The 16,055-nt window shown below is 64.9% G+C and carries 16 protein-coding genes; 9 read left to right on the top strand and 7 right to left on the bottom strand.

Annotated elements, in window-relative coordinates; all coding sequences use genetic code 11:
- The first annotated feature begins 30 nt into the window (after positions 1-30).
- Positions 31-267, top strand: a complete 237-nt coding sequence (locus tag E0E05_RS15945) for a DUF1858 domain-containing protein (RefSeq protein WP_131617595.1) — start codon at positions 31-33, stop codon at positions 265-267.
- Here E0E05_RS15945 and E0E05_RS15940 read toward each other — a convergent pair.
- A complete protein-coding gene (locus E0E05_RS15940) occupies positions 234-956 on the bottom strand; it encodes a Crp/Fnr family transcriptional regulator (protein WP_131617594.1) in 723 nt (240 codons plus the stop codon). The genes E0E05_RS15945 and E0E05_RS15940 overlap by 34 nt on opposite strands.
- Positions 957-1,116: 160 nt before the next feature.
- On the opposite strand from E0E05_RS15940, the gene E0E05_RS15935 reads away from it, so the two are divergent.
- The 3 genes from E0E05_RS15935 to E0E05_RS15925 all read left to right on the top strand — a co-directional run bounded on the left by E0E05_RS15935 (position 1,117) and on the right by E0E05_RS15925 (position 3,603).
- Positions 1,117-1,548: a pseudoazurin gene (locus tag E0E05_RS15935; protein ID WP_192900420.1), complete on the top strand. Its 432-nt coding sequence runs from the start codon at positions 1,117-1,119 to the stop codon at positions 1,546-1,548.
- Positions 1,549-1,612: 64 nt separating this feature from the next.
- Positions 1,613-2,836, top strand: a complete 1,224-nt coding sequence (nirK, locus tag E0E05_RS15930) for a copper-containing nitrite reductase (protein WP_131617593.1) — start codon at positions 1,613-1,615, stop codon at positions 2,834-2,836.
- A 38-nt stretch (positions 2,837-2,874) separates the two neighbouring features.
- Complete coding sequence (locus tag E0E05_RS15925) at positions 2,875-3,603, top strand: formylglycine-generating enzyme family protein (protein ID WP_210215727.1); 729 nt, start codon at positions 2,875-2,877, stop codon at positions 3,601-3,603.
- 114 nt (positions 3,604-3,717) lie between these two features.
- On the opposite strand, the gene E0E05_RS15920 is transcribed toward E0E05_RS15925, so the two are convergent.
- From E0E05_RS15920 to E0E05_RS15895, 6 genes are read right to left on the bottom strand one after another with little or no spacing between them, the layout of a single operon-like run.
- The gene (locus E0E05_RS15920) at positions 3,718-4,854 is read right to left on the bottom strand and encodes an alpha-hydroxy acid oxidase (RefSeq protein ID WP_210215726.1); all 1,137 of its coding nucleotides are present in this window, start codon (positions 4,852-4,854) and stop codon (positions 3,718-3,720) included.
- On the bottom strand, positions 4,854-5,597 hold the full coding sequence (locus E0E05_RS15915) for an SDR family oxidoreductase (RefSeq protein WP_131617591.1): 744 nt from the start codon (positions 5,595-5,597) through the stop codon (positions 4,854-4,856). The genes E0E05_RS15920 and E0E05_RS15915 overlap by 1 nt, the downstream gene beginning before the upstream one ends.
- Positions 5,598-5,607: 10 nt before the next feature.
- Positions 5,608-6,372, bottom strand: a complete 765-nt coding sequence (locus tag E0E05_RS15910) for an SDR family oxidoreductase (RefSeq protein WP_131617590.1) — start codon at positions 6,370-6,372, stop codon at positions 5,608-5,610.
- Positions 6,373-6,375: 3 nt separating this feature from the next.
- Positions 6,376-7,674 (bottom strand): M24 family metallopeptidase, encoded by a 1,299-nt coding sequence (locus E0E05_RS15905; RefSeq protein WP_131617589.1) that lies wholly within the window; start codon positions 7,672-7,674, stop codon positions 6,376-6,378.
- A gap of 55 nt (positions 7,675-7,729) precedes the next feature.
- Positions 7,730-8,539: an SDR family NAD(P)-dependent oxidoreductase gene (locus E0E05_RS15900; protein WP_131617588.1), complete on the bottom strand. Its 810-nt coding sequence runs from the start codon at positions 8,537-8,539 to the stop codon at positions 7,730-7,732.
- Positions 8,540-8,556: 17 nt separating this feature from the next.
- Positions 8,557-10,299, bottom strand: a complete 1,743-nt coding sequence (locus tag E0E05_RS15895) for an ABC transporter substrate-binding protein (protein ID WP_244597794.1) — start codon at positions 10,297-10,299, stop codon at positions 8,557-8,559.
- Positions 10,300-10,600: 301 nt separating this feature from the next.
- Between E0E05_RS15895 and E0E05_RS15890 the strand changes: the two genes are divergently transcribed.
- From E0E05_RS15890 to E0E05_RS15870, 5 genes are all read left to right on the top strand, one after another.
- On the top strand, positions 10,601-11,560 hold the full coding sequence (locus E0E05_RS15890) for a sugar ABC transporter substrate-binding protein (protein WP_131617586.1): 960 nt from the start codon (positions 10,601-10,603) through the stop codon (positions 11,558-11,560).
- A gap of 90 nt (positions 11,561-11,650) precedes the next feature.
- Positions 11,651-12,448, top strand: coding sequence for an SDR family NAD(P)-dependent oxidoreductase (locus E0E05_RS15885; RefSeq protein ID WP_131617585.1), 798 nt, complete (start codon positions 11,651-11,653; stop codon positions 12,446-12,448).
- Positions 12,449-12,472: 24 nt separating this feature from the next.
- Positions 12,473-13,498 carry an ABC transporter permease gene (locus tag E0E05_RS15880; RefSeq protein WP_131617584.1) on the top strand — a complete coding sequence of 342 codons (1,026 nt, stop codon included), beginning with the start codon at positions 12,473-12,475 and terminating at the stop codon, positions 13,496-13,498.
- 13 nt (positions 13,499-13,511) lie between these two features.
- Positions 13,512-14,513: an ABC transporter permease gene (locus E0E05_RS15875; RefSeq protein WP_131617583.1), complete on the top strand. Its 1,002-nt coding sequence runs from the start codon at positions 13,512-13,514 to the stop codon at positions 14,511-14,513.
- A complete protein-coding gene (locus tag E0E05_RS15870) occupies positions 14,510-16,021 on the top strand; it encodes a sugar ABC transporter ATP-binding protein (RefSeq protein ID WP_131617582.1) in 1,512 nt (503 codons plus the stop codon). The genes E0E05_RS15875 and E0E05_RS15870 overlap by 4 nt, the downstream gene beginning before the upstream one ends.
- The last annotated feature ends 34 nt before the right edge of the window (positions 16,022-16,055 follow it).

Below are 16,055 nucleotides of genomic sequence, written 5' to 3'. Positions count from 1 at the left end.
CCTTGGCGTTTTCAGATCAGGGCAATGGCGATGTCACATCCGATCGACAATCCCGACCTGCCGCTCGACGAGTTGATGGCGCGTTGGCCGGAGACGATCGGGGTCTTCATCGACCACCGGCTGCTCTGCATCGGATGCCTGATCGCACCGTTCCATACGGTGGTCGATGCGTGTCGGGAGCACGGGGTCGACGAGGAAACGCTTCGCGCCGACCTGCACCGGGCCATCGAGGCTCAGCTTCGGCCTTCGCTCAACAGAACCAGCTGATGCGGCTCCCTGACGATGATGCGGCGGCGGCCGCTCTTGACCCAACCCTTCTTTTCCCATGCGCTCAGCAGGCGGCTGACCGTATGCAGGGTCGACCCGGTCATTTCGGAAAGGTCCTGTCTGGTCACGGGCATGGCGATCTCGATGCCGTCGGCTGACTTGCGGCCGGCCTGATTGACCAGGCGCAGGACCATGTGCGCGATGCGCTGTTCGACCTGCAGAGTCGCCATCTCCACGATCCGCTCGTTGAATTCCTTCACCCGCAGGCCGATGGTCTTCATCGCCGCGCCCGCAAAGCCTGGATAGTCTTCGACAAGGACGTTCCAGAAAGACGCCGGCCAGGCGAGCGCCACGCATTCGCTGGCGGCGACGGCGGTGGCCGGATAGGTGTCGCGGTCAAAGGCCTGGGCGATCCCGATCAACTGTCCGCTGGGGACATGCAGCATGATCACCTGGTTGCCGTCCTCATTCTGGCGCACGACGCGGACATAGCCGTCGAGCAGCAGAAAGAACCGATCCGCTGCCGCGCCCTCCTCGAAGATCGCTCTTGATCGTTCGAAACGGCACGATGTCGCCCTGTCCAGGATCTGTCGGCGTTCAGAAAGGGTCAGGCGCGCAAACGGCGCGAGGCCGCCCAGAAGGCTTTCGTCAAGCCTTGGCGGGCGTGTGGGCGTCCCTCGGGTCTGCACCTGCGTCACCCCTCCCGGTCTTGCACGCGGTCACGATCCGTAACGGTCCTGCGGACGCGGCGCAAATGCTGCGTCGTTGTTTGTGGCAGCGCAACGAAGAACCTCCGGATCAGCGGCATCTTCGGCCCGGACAAACACAGGGCGGGCAAAGGAGAACCAGATGCTACGCGTACTTGCAGCCACACTGACCCTCGGAATGGCCCTTGCGGGGCCGGCTCTCGCCGAGATGCACGAGGTGCAGATGCTCAACAGGGGTGAGGCCGGGCCAATGGTCTTCGAGCCGGGTTTCCTGCGCGTCGAACCGGGCGACACCGTGAAGTTCATCGCCGCGGACCCGGGCCATAATGCCGAGTCGATCCTCGAGATGATCCCGGAGAATGCCGAGGCTTTCAAGGGCAAGATCAACGAGGAGATCGAGATCACCTTCGACGCCGAAGGCCTGTACGGCATCAAGTGCCTGCCGCACTACGCCATGGGCATGGTCATGACGGTGGCCGTCGGCGAGGTGAGCGAGGCGCCGCAGAACTATCTCGAAGGCCGCATTCCGCCACGCGCGCGCAAGCGCTTCGAAGCCCAACTGTCCAACCTGTGATCAACACCGGCGGGCAGACCGCGCGCATGCGGTGCGCCCGCCTGCACAAGCCAAGGAGGCTGCCATGAGAAAATCCATCAACGCAGAACAGGTTCTGACAAGTCGTCGCAACGTCCTGCGCGGCACAGCCCTGGCGGGCGCCGCGGCGCTGACCGGGGGCGTGGCCCAGGCGTCGCTTCTGCCACGTCATGCGCCGGCGGTGTCTGCCGGGACGCGGCGCCCGCCGATCATCAAGGTCGAGGCGGGACCGGACGCGATGGCCGACGCCGCGCCTGCGGATCTGTCCGGTCTCGAGCGGGTCCGCCAGGAACTCGTCGATCCGCCTTTCGCCCCCGAGCATGAGCAGGTCGCCAGCGGTCCGCCAAAGATCGTCGAGATCGAAATGGTCACCCATGAGCGGCTGATGACGGTCGACGAGGATACCGGCGCGAGCATCTGGGCGCTGACCTACAACGGTTCGGTTCCCGGTCCGCTTATCATCGTTCATCAGGATGATTACGTGGAACTGACGCTGCGCAATCCTGTCGAAAGCGCCATGGAGCACAATATCGACTTCCACGCCTCCACGGGCGCGCTCGGTGGCGGTGCGCTCACCCACATCTATCCGGGCGAGGAAACGGTTCTGCGCTGGAAGGCCACCAAGGCGGGCTGCTTCACCTATCACTGCGCGCCGGGCGGCGCGATGATCCCCTACCATGTCTGCCACGGCATGAACGGCGCCATCATGGTTCTGCCGCGCGACGGGCTGAAGGACGCCGAAGGCAATCCGCTGCGCTATGACTCGATCGCCTATCTGGGCGAGCAGGACTACTACCTGCCGCGCGACGGGAACGGCGACTTCAGGTTCTACGACACGGCCGGCGACGACTATGCCGACAGCCTCGAGGCGATGGCGACGCTCGTGCCCACGCATCAGGTCTTCAACGGCGCGGTGGGCGCACTCACCGGCGCCAACGCCCTCAAGGCCCGGGTCGGCGAGACCGTGCTGATGGTGCACAATTCGTGCAACGTGGACAGCCGGCCGCACCTGATCGGCGGGCACGGCAACTATGTCTGGGAGACATCGTTCACCGATCCGCCGTTGACGGGCGTCGAAACATGGTTCGTCCGCGGCGGTTGCGCGGCGGCGGCGATGTACACGTTCGAGCAGCCGGGCGTCTACGCCTACGTCAACCACAACCTGATCATCGCCGCCCTCAAGGGTGCGACGGCCCACTTCGTGGTCGAGGGCCCATGGAACAACGATCTGATGGAGCAGGTCGTGGCGCCGCGATCCTTCCAGGGCTGACGGCGGAGACATCGGCGATGACGGCGATAGCGGGATCGATGCGATGCAGAGCGCTGGCTCTGGTCGTGACGGGTCTGTGCGTCGCCGTCATCGCAGCCTTTGCGGTCCCGCGCGGTCCTGACATGGACTACATCCCGCTCATGGCGGCAAAGCCCGCCGTCGCCGAGGGCGGCGGGCCGCTCTTCGTGCAAGCCCGTGAAGTCACGATCGCCGAATGGAACCGATGCCATGACGACGGCGCGTGCACGCATGCGCTCAGGCCGCCGCCTGGCGGCAATCCCGATGAATGGCCGGCGACCGGTCTGAACTGGCTCGACGTCAACGAATATCTGGTCTGGATCAACCGCGTCTCCCGGCACCCCTTCCGGCTGCCGACCGCGCGGGAATGGCATGCGATGGCCGAACCCGTCCTGCCGGAAACGCCCGATCCGATCTTCACCGATCCGTCCCTTTCATGGGCATCGGATTATCTGCTCGAAGACAGAACCGAGCGCCGCCTACGTCCGTCCGGGTCATGGTCGATGACGAAAGAGGGAATCGCGGACCTGAACGGCAGTGTCTGGGAGTGGACGCAGGACTGCTACATTGACGGGTCGGGCACCAAGCAGATGCCGCAATGCCCGGCCTATATCGTCGGTGGTGAGCACGAGGCTGTGATCCCGTTCCTCGTGCGCGATCCGGCGCGCGGCGGCTGCGCGGTCGGCGCCCCGCCTCCGCATCTGGGCATGCGGCTGGTCACGGATCATCCGCTGCCCGGAAAAAGCTGACCCCGTTCTGCTCCGGCCAGCGGCATGACAGCGATGCCTTCAGCCATTGCCGCGCCGGCGGTGGGCGTACCGCTTGCCTGGCGGAGGGGATCTGATTGATCCTGCGCCGGCAAGTCAGCGGTGTGACAGAACCGAGGCGTCGATCGTCGCGTAGCAGGGTGTGCCGAGTTGGCCCAGCGCACGAACGAGCTCCAGCTTGAGGATGTCGATGCCCCTCTGGGCACCCGCCGCGCCGCCAGCTCCGACGCCGAATGCAAGCGCGCGGCCGGCCAGGACCAAATCCGCGCCAAGTGCCTTGGCACGGATCACGTCGGAACCGCGACGGATGCCGCTGTCGAGAAGAACGGTGAGACGGCCCTTTACGGCTTCCGCGATTGCCGGCAATGCTTCGACCGACGCCGGTCCGAAAGCGACCTGGCGTCCTCCATGGTTGGAGACCACAATCCCGTCGCACCCGATCCGCGCGCATCTGTCGGCGTCGTCCGGATGAAGGATCCCCTTGACGAGCAGCCGCCCCTTCCAGCGTTCGCGCAACCGCTCGAGGTCCGCCCATGTGAAGCGCGGCGTGATCAGGGTCTTCTGTACGTCCGCATAGGACGTCGCGCTGCTCAACAGATCGGCGTAGTTGGCAACGTTGGGTGTGCCGTTCCGCAAGCTGGCCAACGACCAGACGGGTCTTCCCGCGAGTTGCGCAAGTACGCCTGGCGTGAACCTGAAGGGAACGCTCAACTGGTTGCGGATATCGCGGTCGCGCTTGCCCGCCGCCGGGACATCGGCGGTCACCATCAGGACATCGTAACCGGCAGCCTCGGCGCGGGCGACCAGGCTTTCGGTCACGTTCGCATCGCCCGACACGTAAAGCTGGAACCAGCCGTTCCCGTCGGCCGCCTCGGCCAGTTTCTCAAGGGTGGTCGATGCCGCCGAACTTGCGACGTAGGGGATGTTCTCGCGCTTGCACAGTCTGGCAAGGATCACGTCGGCATCCGGCCAGAACGCGTTCAGCATGCCGATCGGGGCCATGCCCAGCGGCAGGGCGTAGTCTCGTCCGAACACCGTGACGCCGGTTTCGACCGCGCCGACATCGATCATGTAGCGCGGTGTCAGTTCGACCTCGCCAAACGCCTCGACGTTGCGGCGCAGATTGCGTTCGTCCTCCGCCCCTCCGTCGACCAGATCGAAGGCGAAACGCGGAATACGCCTCCTGGCAAGCTCGCGAAGATCGGCAATCGAGGCGGCGCGGGCCAGCCTCATCAGATGGACCATCCGCCATCGACGGCAAATGCCTGGCCGGTGGTGAAGGCGGACAGGTCCGAGGCGAGATGGCACACCATTTCGGCGATCTCCTCGGGCTGACCGAGGCGCCCCATCGGCTGACGCGCCTTGAACGCTGCAAGCGCCTGCTCGAAATCGCCGGTCGCCGCCAGCCGTTGCTCCAGCGACGGGCTTTGCACCGTCCCCGGACAGATCGCGTTGCAGCGGATGCCGTCCCTGACGAAATCGGCAGCGATCGACTTGGTCATGCCGATTATCGCGGCCTTCGATGCTCCGTAGGCGAAGCGTCGCGGGGCGCCTTTCTCGCTGGAGACGATCGAGGCGATGTTGATGATCGACCCCTGGCCGCGTTCGACCATCATCGGCAACACCGCCTTGGTGATCGAAAACGTGGCCCTGGCGTTCAGACCGAAGGACCTGTCCCAATCGTCCTCGCCGCAATCGAGAATGGTGCCGTCGTGCACCCAGCCCGCGCAGTTGACCAGAATGTCTATGGATGGATGCGCGCCGATCAGGGCGTCGACCGCAGCCGCGTCGAGCACGTCGAGCTGTCGGGCGGTGATACCCGTCGAAGCATCGGCGTATTCGGCGACCGCCGCGCCGTCGATATCGGTGGCGATCACGTTGGCGCCGCGCGCCGCAAGCGCCATCGCCGACGCGCGTCCGATGCCCGCTCCTGCCGCGGTCACCAGAGCGGTCTTTCCTCCGAGTGTCTGGGTCATCGTGCCCCTCTCAGCGCGCCAGCCAGCCGCCATCCACGGTCAGAACGCTGCCATGGCAGTAGCTCGCGGCGTCCGACGCCAGAAACACGGCGGCCCCCGCCATCTCCGATGCCTCGGCGAAACGCCCGGCGGGAATGCGGTCCAGAAGGGCCCGCGAGCGTTCCGGGTCATCGCGCAGGGCCTGCGTGTTGTCGGTCGCCGTATAGCCCGGGGCTATCGCGTTCACATTGACGCCGTGTCCGGCCCATTCGTTGCAGAGCGCGCGGGTGAGGCCGATGGCGGCGTGTTTGCTGCAGGCATAGGCGGGCACGCGCAGGCCGCCCTGCGATCCGAGCACCGAGGCGACGATGATGATCTTGCCCGAGCCCTGGGCGACCATCTGCCTGCCCGCCGCCTGCGACAGCAGCCAGACCGAATCGAGGTTCACCGAAAGAACCCGGCGCCAGTCCTCGAGCGGCATGGCCACCGCCTCTTGGCGATGAATGGTGCCGGCATTGTTGACGAGGATATCAAGTCCGCCGAGAGCCTCGGTCGCAAAGCCGATGATGTCCTCGGCAGCCGCTTCGTCCATTGCGGCGAAGTCCGCCTGGACCGCCGCGGCCTTGCGGCCGTATGCCTCGATCTTCGCGGTAGCGCCGGCCGGAGCGTGACTGCGATAGGTCACCGCGACATCGGCCCCGGCGGCGGCGAGGCCAAGCGCGATGCCTTCGCCGATGCCGGTCGCACCGCCGGTGACAAGCGCCTTGCGGCCCGTCAGGTCGAACAGGTCTTTCATCGGTCAGTACCGGTTCGCGATCGGCAGTTCCTCGGCCGGGAACAGCGAGATCACCTCAACGCCGGTCTCGGTGACGACGACCTCCTCCTCGATCCGCGCGGCCGAATAGCCGTCGGCGGCCGGGCAATAGGTCTCCAGCGCGAACACCATGCCGGTCTCGATCTCCATGGGATGGTCGAGCGAGACCGCGCGCGAGATGATCGGACGTTCGTGCAGCGCCAGACCAAGCCCGTGGCCGAACTGCAGCCCGAACGCCGCGTCCTCGTTGGGAAAACCGAACTCTTCGGCTTTCGGCCAGACGGCGGCCACCTTGTCGGTTGTCACGCCGGGCTTGATCATGGCGATCGAAGCGTCGATCCATTCGCGCGCCTTCACATAGGCGTCGTGCTGTGCCGGCGTGGCGCGACCGATGTTGAAGGTGCGGTAGTAGCAGGTCCGGTAGCCCTGGTAAGACTGCAGGATATCGAAGAACGCCTGGTCGCCCGGCCGGAAATAGCGATCGGTGAAATTGTGCGGATGAGGATTGCAGCGCTCGCCGGAAATGGCGTTGATCGCCTCGACGTCATCGGAACCCATCTCGTAGAGCATCTTGTTGGACAGCGCGACGATGTCGTTCTCGCGCACACCGGGTTTCAGCTCCTCATAGATCATGTGGTAGACGCCATCGACCATCGAGGCGGCCTGGGTGAGAAGCTGGATCTCGTCCCAGTTCTTGATCTCGCGCGCGGCCAACATGATCTGCTGGCCGTCGACGACCTTCAGCCCCTCTTCCTGAAGCGCGTGGAACATCGCCGTCTCGGCATAGTCGACGCCGACCGGCATGTCGGCCATGCCGGCATCGCGGATCAGGCCGGCGATCTCCTTTGCGTATTTGCGCATCAGGCCGAATTCGGGCGGGATCGTGCCGCGCATGCCGACGACGCCGGCGCGGCAATGGTCGGGCTCGAGCCAGTCGGAGAACTTCTTGTGATGCATGGCGGCCGAACCGAAATCCCACACATAGGGGGAATCGTCGCCTGTCAGCAGGCAGAAGCGGCACATCTTGTCGCGCTCCCACTCGCCGATCTTGGTGGCCGAGACGTAGCGGATGTTGTTGACGTCGAACAGCAGCAGGGTGCCGGCCTTTGACGCCTTCAGCGCCTGCCGCGTGCGCGCAAGGCGGTAGCGGCGCAGCCGGTCGTGGTCGATGCGCCGCTCGAAGTCGACCGAGGTATGCCCCCAGGCGGGGATCCGGCCTTCCCACCGCCAGTGCGGTTCGAGATCGGCCGGGGTCAGGACGTTGGGCGTCAATGCGAGATTCATGGGGTTCTCCTCCGGGTGCGCGCCGTTGCGCCCACCTGTGTTTGCCGGTCGGCGGCTACTGGATGCACCAGCCGCCATCGATGTGGATCATCTGGCCGGTCATGTAGTCGCTGTCGTTGCTGGCCAGGAACGAGGCGGTGCCGGTGATGTCGTCGGGATAGGAGACGCGCTTGATCTGCAGCGCGTCGCGGACGATGTCCTCGTAGGCCTGGCCCTCGCGCTTCTTGAAGCCGATGTCGACGAGGTCCTTGTCGAGCTGTTCCCAAAGCGGGGTGACGACGACGCCGGGGGCATAGCCGTTGACCGTGATGTTGTGTTCGGCGAGCGCGATCGCGCCGCAATGGGTCAGCGCCAGGCAGCCATATTTGGAGGTGCAGTAGACGGTGACGTCGACCAGCGGCTTGCGCGAGGCGATCGAGCCGACATTGATCAGCTTGTAGGGATGGCCCTCCATTGGGCCCTGGTCGATCATCTGCCGGGCGGCTTCCTGCATGCCCAGCCACATCGCCTTGGTGTTGACGTTCATGATCATGTCCCAGTTGTCCTCATCGATGTCCATGAAGAACCGGGGCTTGTTCAGGCCCGCATTGAACAGGCCGACATTGATGGAGCCGAACGCGTCGACCGTGGCGGCGACGGCTGCGGCATTGTCCGTCCGCTCGGTGACGTCCATCTTCACCGCGATGGCCTTTCCGTTGCCGGCCTCGTTGATGCGGTCGGCGACCTCCTGGGCGGCATCCAGATCGAGATCGCCGATGCAGACATTGCCCCCCTGGCTCGCGAACGCCTCGGCGTTGGCGGCGCCCATCCCCCGCGCGGCGCCGGTGATCAGGATGTTCTTCCCCTTCAGGCGGTTCGGATCCATGGTTTCCCTCCCATTGGTCAAATCGGTGCGCGCAGGGCGCGCTCGGCCCTGTCCTGCGCCTGGCGCAGGGCGGTCTTGAGCGGGACCACCCCACGCAGCATGTCGTGGAATTCCTCGCCGCAGATGCGAATGATTTCGGTGATCTGCGGGATCGGCGGACGCGGCCAGAACTGCAGTTCGTCGCGCCAGGACATGGCGTCGACCGCGTCGAAGATGTCTGAGGTGCGGCGAACGTCCGGATCGGCGCTGACCGAGTAGCGCGGATTGGTGCGGCTGCCGTTCTGGATGTAGAGCTTGTGCGCCTCGGGCGAGGTAAAGACCAGAAGCGCCTCGGCGGCCGCGTGTTGCCTTTCGGCCGGAATGTTGCGGGGGATGCCCAGCGCATAGCCGCCCACCGGCGCGATCGGCGCCGCGCCCGGTCCGACCGGATGCGGAAGATAGCCGGTCTGGCCATGCGCCGGCGAGGCCGTGTCGAGTTCGAAGTAGGGCGCCAGCAGCGTGTAACCGTATGCCATGGCGACCTCGCCGGCCGCATACGGCCGGATGCGCTCGTACCAGGACATCGACAGGATGTAGGGTGGCGAATAGTCGAGCAGTTCCAGAAGGTACTCGGCGGCCGCGCGGCCCGCCGCGGTGTCGATCATCGGCCGCAGCCCGCCACGGTGCAGGCGTTCGGTGTCGAACCCGCCGGCCGCCGGCGGAAGGTCGACCACCGGCTGGCCGAAATCGGCCATCGTCATCAGGAAGGTGTGGCCGAGCGCGGTGCCGCGCGCGGCGTTCCAGGCGATCCCGTAGCGCCCCTGAGCCGGATTGTGCAGGGTGCGCGCGGCGGCGATGACCTCTCCGGTCGACGCCGGAGGGCGCAGACCCGCCTTCTCGAACAGGTCCTTGCGGTAGAAGAACAGTTCCGGTGTCGTCTGGGCCGGCACGCCGTAGGGCTTGCCCGCCCAGTGCGCCGCTTTCCAGCCGGCCGTGTGGAAGTCGGCGGTGTCGAGCCTTGAGATGTCGACGACCCGGTCGAGCGGCATCAGCATGTCGCGCGCGGCCAGTTCACCCAGCCACGGCAGATCGAAGGCGATGATGTCGTAGCGGCTGACCCGGCGCTCGGCGTTCTTCAGGATCTCCTCGTGCAGCCGGTCGATCGAGAAGGCGCGCTGGTGAATGTCGGTGCCGACCACCTGCTCGAACTGGCGCTTGAGATGGTTCATCACCATGAAGGTCGGATCGCCATGCACCAGCACGCGCAGACCGCCCGGGACGCGCAACGGCTCGGGCAGGACCCGCAGCGGGGGGATCGGGCGGGCCGCCATGTACGAGCCGCCGTAATAATAGTCGTCGACCGTCTCCGGGGTGTCGACGGTGCCGAAGCTCGACGAGGCAAGGCGCTTGAGCCGGCCGGTCATCTGAACCCAGCTCTCCAGCAGCTTCTCGCTCGGGTGCAGGGTGAATGTCTTGCCGGTGCGGGTGCGCGGCCGCTGATCGATCAGCCCGTCGTCGATCATCTGCTTCATGCGGCGCGAGGCGGTCGCATAGGGCACGCCCGACGCGCCGATGAGCGATGTCGGCGTGACCGCCTTGGCCTCCAGATGGCTTCTGATCAGATGCAACGACATGCGCAATTGCGGATTGGGCGCGACGAACCCCAGAGCGTCTTCAAGCTCCTCGCCGAACGCCTCCATGAACGAGATGACATTGAGCATCTCGAACGGATCGTTCTGCGAAACGGGCTGCTGGTCCGCGCTCTCTCCTCCTCCCGACACCTTGTAGCTTCCTGATCGCTCCACCCCTGCGCGTCGCCTGGATGATGGCCGGCGACCATCGGCTTTGCTTTCTTCGTCCATGGCAGCCTCCTCAGAATGTTCAAATTGAATGTCCGGCCAAACGGCCAAAATGTCCAATATGGATATCAAGGCATCCGTTCTGGATATAATCGGAACTTCTTCGCCATGCGTCTCGCGGCACGCTATGGCAGATCGTCTCTGGAGGATGGGGCGGTCGATCGGGAGCCGCGCGTCACGCCGCGCCGGCCCTCAACTCAAAACCCATGTGGGAGGAATTCAGATGAGAGTAAGCACGTCGCTTGCCGCCACCACGGCGATCGCTGCACTGGCGTTTGCCGGCAGCGCCGCCGCCGCCGACTACCGGATCGGCATCACGCAGAACAATGTGGGCGTCGACAGCTACCAGACGACCTACGAGAAGGCATTCATCGCCGCCGCTGAAGCCAACGACCAGGTCGAGACGGTCGTTCTGGACGCCGGTGGCGACGTCGCCCGGCAGATCGCCCAGCTCGAGGATCTCATCCAGCAGGAGGTCGACGCGATCATCGTCTGGCCGACCAACGGCGAGGCGGTCATTCCCGCCGTGCGCAAGGCGCACAACGCCGACATCCCGGTGATTGTCACCAACTCCAACATCGCCGAGGAAGGCTTCGACTTCGTGGCGTCCTTCTCGGGTCCCGACAACATCACGCAGGGCTCGCGCTCGGCCGAGATCATGTGCGACAAGTTCAAGGACATGGGCATCGAGGACGAGGCCAAGATCGTCCAGATCTCCGGCCAGCCGGGCTACACGACCGCCATCGAGCGGGCCAAGGGCTTCGAGGACCGGTTGCCCGAAGTGTGCCCGAACGTCGAATTGATGGAGACCCAGCCGGGCGACTGGAACCGCGAAAAGAGCCAGCAGGTGATGGAAGCGTTCCTGGTCAAGTATGACGACATCGACGGCGTCTACTCGGGCGACGACAATATGGGCGTGGGCGCGCTGAACGCGGCCAAGGCCGCCGGCCGGGCCGAGGACATCATCTTTGTCGGCGCCACCAACTTCGCCGTCGGCTATGAAGCGATGGAGGCCGGCGAGTACTGGGGCTCGATCTACCAGTCACCGGTCGATGACGCCGAAGCCGCCCTGCAGACCGCGATCGACGTGCTCGAAGGCAAGGACGTTCCGTTCCTGAACTACTTCGACACGCCCAAGATCACGCAGGACAATATGGGTGAGTTCGACAAGCCGGTCTTCTAGGCCCGCTCTGTCGTCCGGGTTCGGGCGCGGGGCGCAACGCTCCGCGCCCCGACCTGCACCCACAATCCCGCTTGCGGTTGGGAGGCTGCGATGGGCCGTGTTTCCGGTCGTTCCTGCATTGTGACCGGCGCCGCGCGCGGCATAGGCCGGGCGATCGGCGAGGCACTCGTCGAAGAGGGCGCCGACGTATGTTTCGCCGACATCGACGAGGACGGCGCCAGAGCTACCGCCGAGGCCAATGGCGAGCGTGCCGACCGGAATCGCGCACGGGTCACCCACTGCGCCGTCGACGTCACCGATCGCGGGCAGGTGCGCGACATGATCGGCCACACGGTGGAAAGCTTCGGCAAGCTGGACGTCAAGTTCAACAATGCCGGCGTCAACAAGCCGATGAACTTTCTCGACGTTACCGATGAGAACTGGCACTTCATCATGAACGTCAATGCGCTCGGTTGCCTGATCGGCATGCAGGAAGCGGCGCGTCAGATGATCGCGCAGGGGTCGGGCGGCAAGATCGTCAACACCGCCTCGATCGCCAGCCGGCAGGGCTTCGACAATGTCGCGCCCTACTGCGCCAGCAAGTGGGCGGTGGTTTCGCTGACCCAGTCGGGCGCGCGCGACCTGGCCCGGCACGATATCACGGTGACCGGTTTCGCGCCCGGCGTGGTCGCCACCGAGATGTGGGAGGAGGTCGACCGCGACCTCATGGACATCGGCGCCTCCGAGCGCCCCGGTCAGGCGATGGCGGAGTTCTCGGCCGACATTTTGAAGGGCAGGGTGGCGCAGCCGGCCGACATCACCGGCACGACGACATATCTTGCCTCGCGCGACAGCGACTACATGACGGGGCAGATCGTGATGATCGACGGCGGCATGACGCTCGTGTGAGCACACGCTTCGGGAGGAAGCACAATGGCCGACTTCATCAAGGAACCGGGCGCACGCGGGACAAGTCCCGCGCCCGCCGGACGGTTCTCCAGAGCCGAAATCGGCGCGTTCCTCGCCCGTCAGGGCATTCTGATCGCGTTTATCCTGTTCATGATCGGCTTCACGATCGCCAATGATCGTTTCCTCGACCCCGACAACATTCTCGGCGTGGTCCGCTCCTCGGCGATCCTGGGCGTCATGGCGCTCGGCGTGACCTTCGTGGTCATCAGCGGCAATCTGGACCTTTCCGTCGGCTCGATGATGTCGTTCTCGACGATCGTCGTGCTCGACCTGCACGACAAGATCGGCCCGGCCATGGCGATCCCGGCCATGTTCGCCATGACCCTGTGTCTGGGCGCATTCATCGGCTTTCTGGTCGGCTACCTGAAGCTCAATTCGCTGATCGTCACGCTCGGCATGCTGTCGGCGATCCACGGGCTGACGCTGACCTATTCGGGCGGCAAGAACATGGACATCGCCGACAAGGAGGGTACCTGGTTCTCCGTCTTCGGACAGGGCTCCATTGCCGGCATCCCGGTGCCGATCCTCATCTTCGCGCTGATGGCGGCGGCGCTCGGCATGGTGCTCGCCAGGACGCCGTTCGGCCGCAAGGTCTATGCGGTCGGCGGCAACGGCGTGGCGGCCACCTTCTCGGGCGTTCGCCGGGCCCGCACGGTCTTCATGTGCTACCTGGTGTCGGCGTTCTGCGTGGCGACCGCCGGACTGATCCAGGCCAGCCGCTCGCTCGGCAGCCAGAACACGGTCGGCCAGGGCATGGAACTCGAAGTGCTCGCCGCGGTGATCCTTGGCGGCGCCTCGCTGCTCGGCGGGTCCGGCACGATCTTCAAGACGGTGATCGGCGTTCTGATCCTGGGCTTCATCCAGAACGGGCTGCTGCTCGTGGGGCTGCAGTTCTACGCTCAGTATGTCGTCACCTGGGTCATCATCATCCTTGCCGTCTGGCTCGATATCGCGGCCAAGCGCGGCAAGCTCTGGTCACCGATCGCGTAGGGCGGGCAGGATCATGGAAGCGGGAACACTGAGCCGGTTTCTCAAAAGCGGCGCGATCTGGGGCTTCATCGTCCTCGAGCTGATCTTCTTTTCGATCGCCGGCGAGTTCCTGTCGCTGTCGGAGAAGGCGTTCATGGACGCCGACAACATGCTGCTTTTGCTCAAGCAGTCCGCGCCGATCGGCATAATCGCGGTGGGCATGACGATCATCATGATCAACGGCAACATCGATCTTTCGGTCGGAGCGACCTTCGCGCTCGCCGCCATCGTGCTGCTGGATTCGATGACATGGCCGATCTTCGGCGGCATGGGCGACTGGGTGATCCCGGTCTCGTGGGCGCTGGCGCTGATGACGGGCATCGTGCTGGGCGCGATCAACGGGCTGATCGTCTGGAAGACGGGGGTCGACGCGTTCATCGTCACGCTCGGTTCGATGCTCGGCTATCGCGGCCTCGTCTTCATGTACAATGGCGAACAGCCCACCTCGCATCTGAACTGGACGCTGGTCGATTTCGCCGAGGCCCAGTTTCTGGGCCTGCACACGGCGACCTGGTTCCTGCTGGCGGTCACGGTGATCCTGTGGTTCGTCATGAACTACACGGTCCACGGCCGCAACGCCTATGCGATCGGCAACAACCGCGAAGCGGCCGTCAATGCGGGCATTCGGGTGGGCCCGCACATGATGATCAACTTCATGCTGATCGGCTTTCTCGCAGCGCTGTCGGCGGTCGTGTTCTATTCGGAATCCGGTTCGGTCAATCCCAACGACGGCCAGCTCTATGAATTGTGGGTGATCACCGCCGTCGTTCTCGGCGGCACCAAGCTGACCGGCGGATCGGGATCGATCATCTCGACCTTCGGCGGCGTGATCGCCATCCAGCTTCTGCGCAAGGGGCTGGCCCATATCGGCGCCAACACCGAAACCGTCAATCTGGTGATCGGCCTGATCCTGATCGCGGTGCTCATTCTCGACCGGCAACTGAACGTGAAGGGCAAGGAGGCGCTGAAGACATGAGCGAACCGAAACCGGCTCTGCGCCTCGAGCAGATCGTCAAGACCTTTCCAGGCGTGCGCGCGCTCGACGATGTCTCCTTTGCCGTCATGCCCGGCGAGGTGCACGCGCTGATGGGCGAGAACGGGGCGGGCAAGTCGACCCTGATGAAGGTGCTGGGCGGCATCCACCAGCCCGATTCCGGCCAGATCATCGTCGGCGACGAACCTGTGCAGATGCGCAGCCCGCTCGAAGCCAAGGCCAAGGGCATCGTCTTCATCCACCAGGAACTGAGCCTGGCCGAGGAACTGTCGGTCGCCGAGAACATCTATCTGGGCGAATTGCCGCGCAGGAGATTCGGTCGCGTCGACTGGGCCAAGCTCTACGACAGGACCGACGCCATCCTGTCGCGGCTCAATGTCGGGTTCAACGCGCGCACCATCGTCGGCACCCTGTCCATCGCCAACCAGCAGATGGTGGAGATCGCCCGCGCGCTGACGGTCGACGCCAAGGCGGTGATCTTCGACGAGCCGACCGCATCGCTGACCGATGCGGAGAAATCGGTGCTGTTCGACGTCATCGCCGATCTCAAGGACCAGGGCGTCGGCATCATCTACATCTCGCACCGCATGGAAGAGATCTTCCGGATCACCGACCGGATCAGCGTGCTGCGCGACGGTCTTTACCGCGGGACACTCGATACGGCCGATACCACCGAGGACGAGGTGACCCAGCTCATGATCGGGCGCAAGCTCGACCTGTCGCGCAATGTCAGCCATCACGAGTTGGGCGAGGTGGCGCTCGAGGTGCGGGGGCTTTCCTGCGGCCACCTGTTCGAGGATATCAGCTTCACCGTGCACGCCGGCGAGGTGGTCGGGTTCTACGGGCTGGTCGGCGCCGGGCGCACCGAGATCGCCGAAACGCTGTTCGGCCTTCGCACGCCGAGCGCGGGCACCATCCTTCTCGACGGCGAGCCGACGCGGATCCATTCGCCCGCCGACGCGATCAGCAAGGGCATTTCGCTGGTGCCGGAGGACCGGAAGGGACAGGGGCTGGTTCTCGGCATGAACTGCCGGGACAACATGACCCTGCCGCAGGTCGAGGATTTGACGGCCGGTCCGTTCGTCTCGGACGGCGCGGAGATCGCCATCTTCGATCTCTATCGCGACAAGCTCGATATTCGCACCCCGGGCTGGAAGCAGATCGCGGGCAATCTGTCGGGCGGCAACCAGCAGAAGATCGTCATCGGCAAGTGGCTTTCGATGCACCCAAGGGTGCTGATCGTCGACGAGCCGACGCGCGGCATCGATGTCGGCTCGAAATCGGAGATCCACAATCTGATCCGCGACCTGGCCGCGCAGGGCTATGCCGTGATCGTCATCAGTTCCGAGATGCCCGAGGTGCTGCATGTCAGCGACCGGATCGTCGCCATGTTCAGCGGCCGCATCATCCGTACCTTCTCCTCCGACGAGGTGACCGAGGACAATCTGATCCAGGCGATTTCCGGAATCACGACGGAACAGGCAGCCTGACAGTGCCGGTTTCCCGGGTCTCGGGGCGAATGGG

The organism is Roseitalea porphyridii (genome assembly GCF_004331955.1).
Classification (GTDB): Bacteria; Pseudomonadota; Alphaproteobacteria; order Rhizobiales; family Rhizobiaceae; genus Roseitalea; species Roseitalea porphyridii.
Note: the sequence above shows the minus strand (reverse complement) of the source record. Positions and strands in the feature narration are given on the sequence as shown.

Bases quoted from the DNA above. Each gene is read 5' to 3' on its own strand.
- E0E05_RS15910 (WP_131617590.1), bottom strand. From the start codon at position 6,372: ATGAAAGACCTGTTCGACCTGACGGGCCGCAAGGCGCTTGTCACCGGC.
- E0E05_RS15925 (WP_210215727.1), top strand. From the start codon at position 2,875: ATGCGATGCAGAGCGCTGGCTCTGGTCGTGACGGGTCTGTGCGTCGCC.
- E0E05_RS15915 (WP_131617591.1), bottom strand. From the start codon at position 5,597: ATGACCCAGACACTCGGAGGAAAGACCGCTCTGGTGACCGCGGCAGGA.
- E0E05_RS15905 (WP_131617589.1), bottom strand. From the start codon at position 7,674: ATGAATCTCGCATTGACGCCCAACGTCCTGACCCCGGCCGATCTCGAA.
- E0E05_RS15890 (WP_131617586.1), top strand. From the start codon at position 10,601: ATGAGAGTAAGCACGTCGCTTGCCGCCACCACGGCGATCGCTGCACTG.
- E0E05_RS15880 (WP_131617584.1), top strand. From the start codon at position 12,473: ATGGCCGACTTCATCAAGGAACCGGGCGCACGCGGGACAAGTCCCGCG.
- E0E05_RS15920 (WP_210215726.1), bottom strand. From the start codon at position 4,854: ATGAGGCTGGCCCGCGCCGCCTCGATTGCCGATCTTCGCGAGCTTGCC.
- nirK (WP_131617593.1), top strand. From the start codon at position 1,613: ATGAGAAAATCCATCAACGCAGAACAGGTTCTGACAAGTCGTCGCAAC.
- E0E05_RS15935 (WP_192900420.1), top strand. From the start codon at position 1,117: ATGCTACGCGTACTTGCAGCCACACTGACCCTCGGAATGGCCCTTGCG.
- E0E05_RS15870 (WP_131617582.1), top strand. From the start codon at position 14,510: ATGAGCGAACCGAAACCGGCTCTGCGCCTCGAGCAGATCGTCAAGACC.
- E0E05_RS15945 (WP_131617595.1), top strand. From the start codon at position 31: ATGTCACATCCGATCGACAATCCCGACCTGCCGCTCGACGAGTTGATG.
- E0E05_RS15900 (WP_131617588.1), bottom strand. From the start codon at position 8,539: ATGGATCCGAACCGCCTGAAGGGGAAGAACATCCTGATCACCGGCGCC.
- E0E05_RS15875 (WP_131617583.1), top strand. From the start codon at position 13,512: ATGGAAGCGGGAACACTGAGCCGGTTTCTCAAAAGCGGCGCGATCTGG.
- E0E05_RS15885 (WP_131617585.1), top strand. From the start codon at position 11,651: ATGGGCCGTGTTTCCGGTCGTTCCTGCATTGTGACCGGCGCCGCGCGC.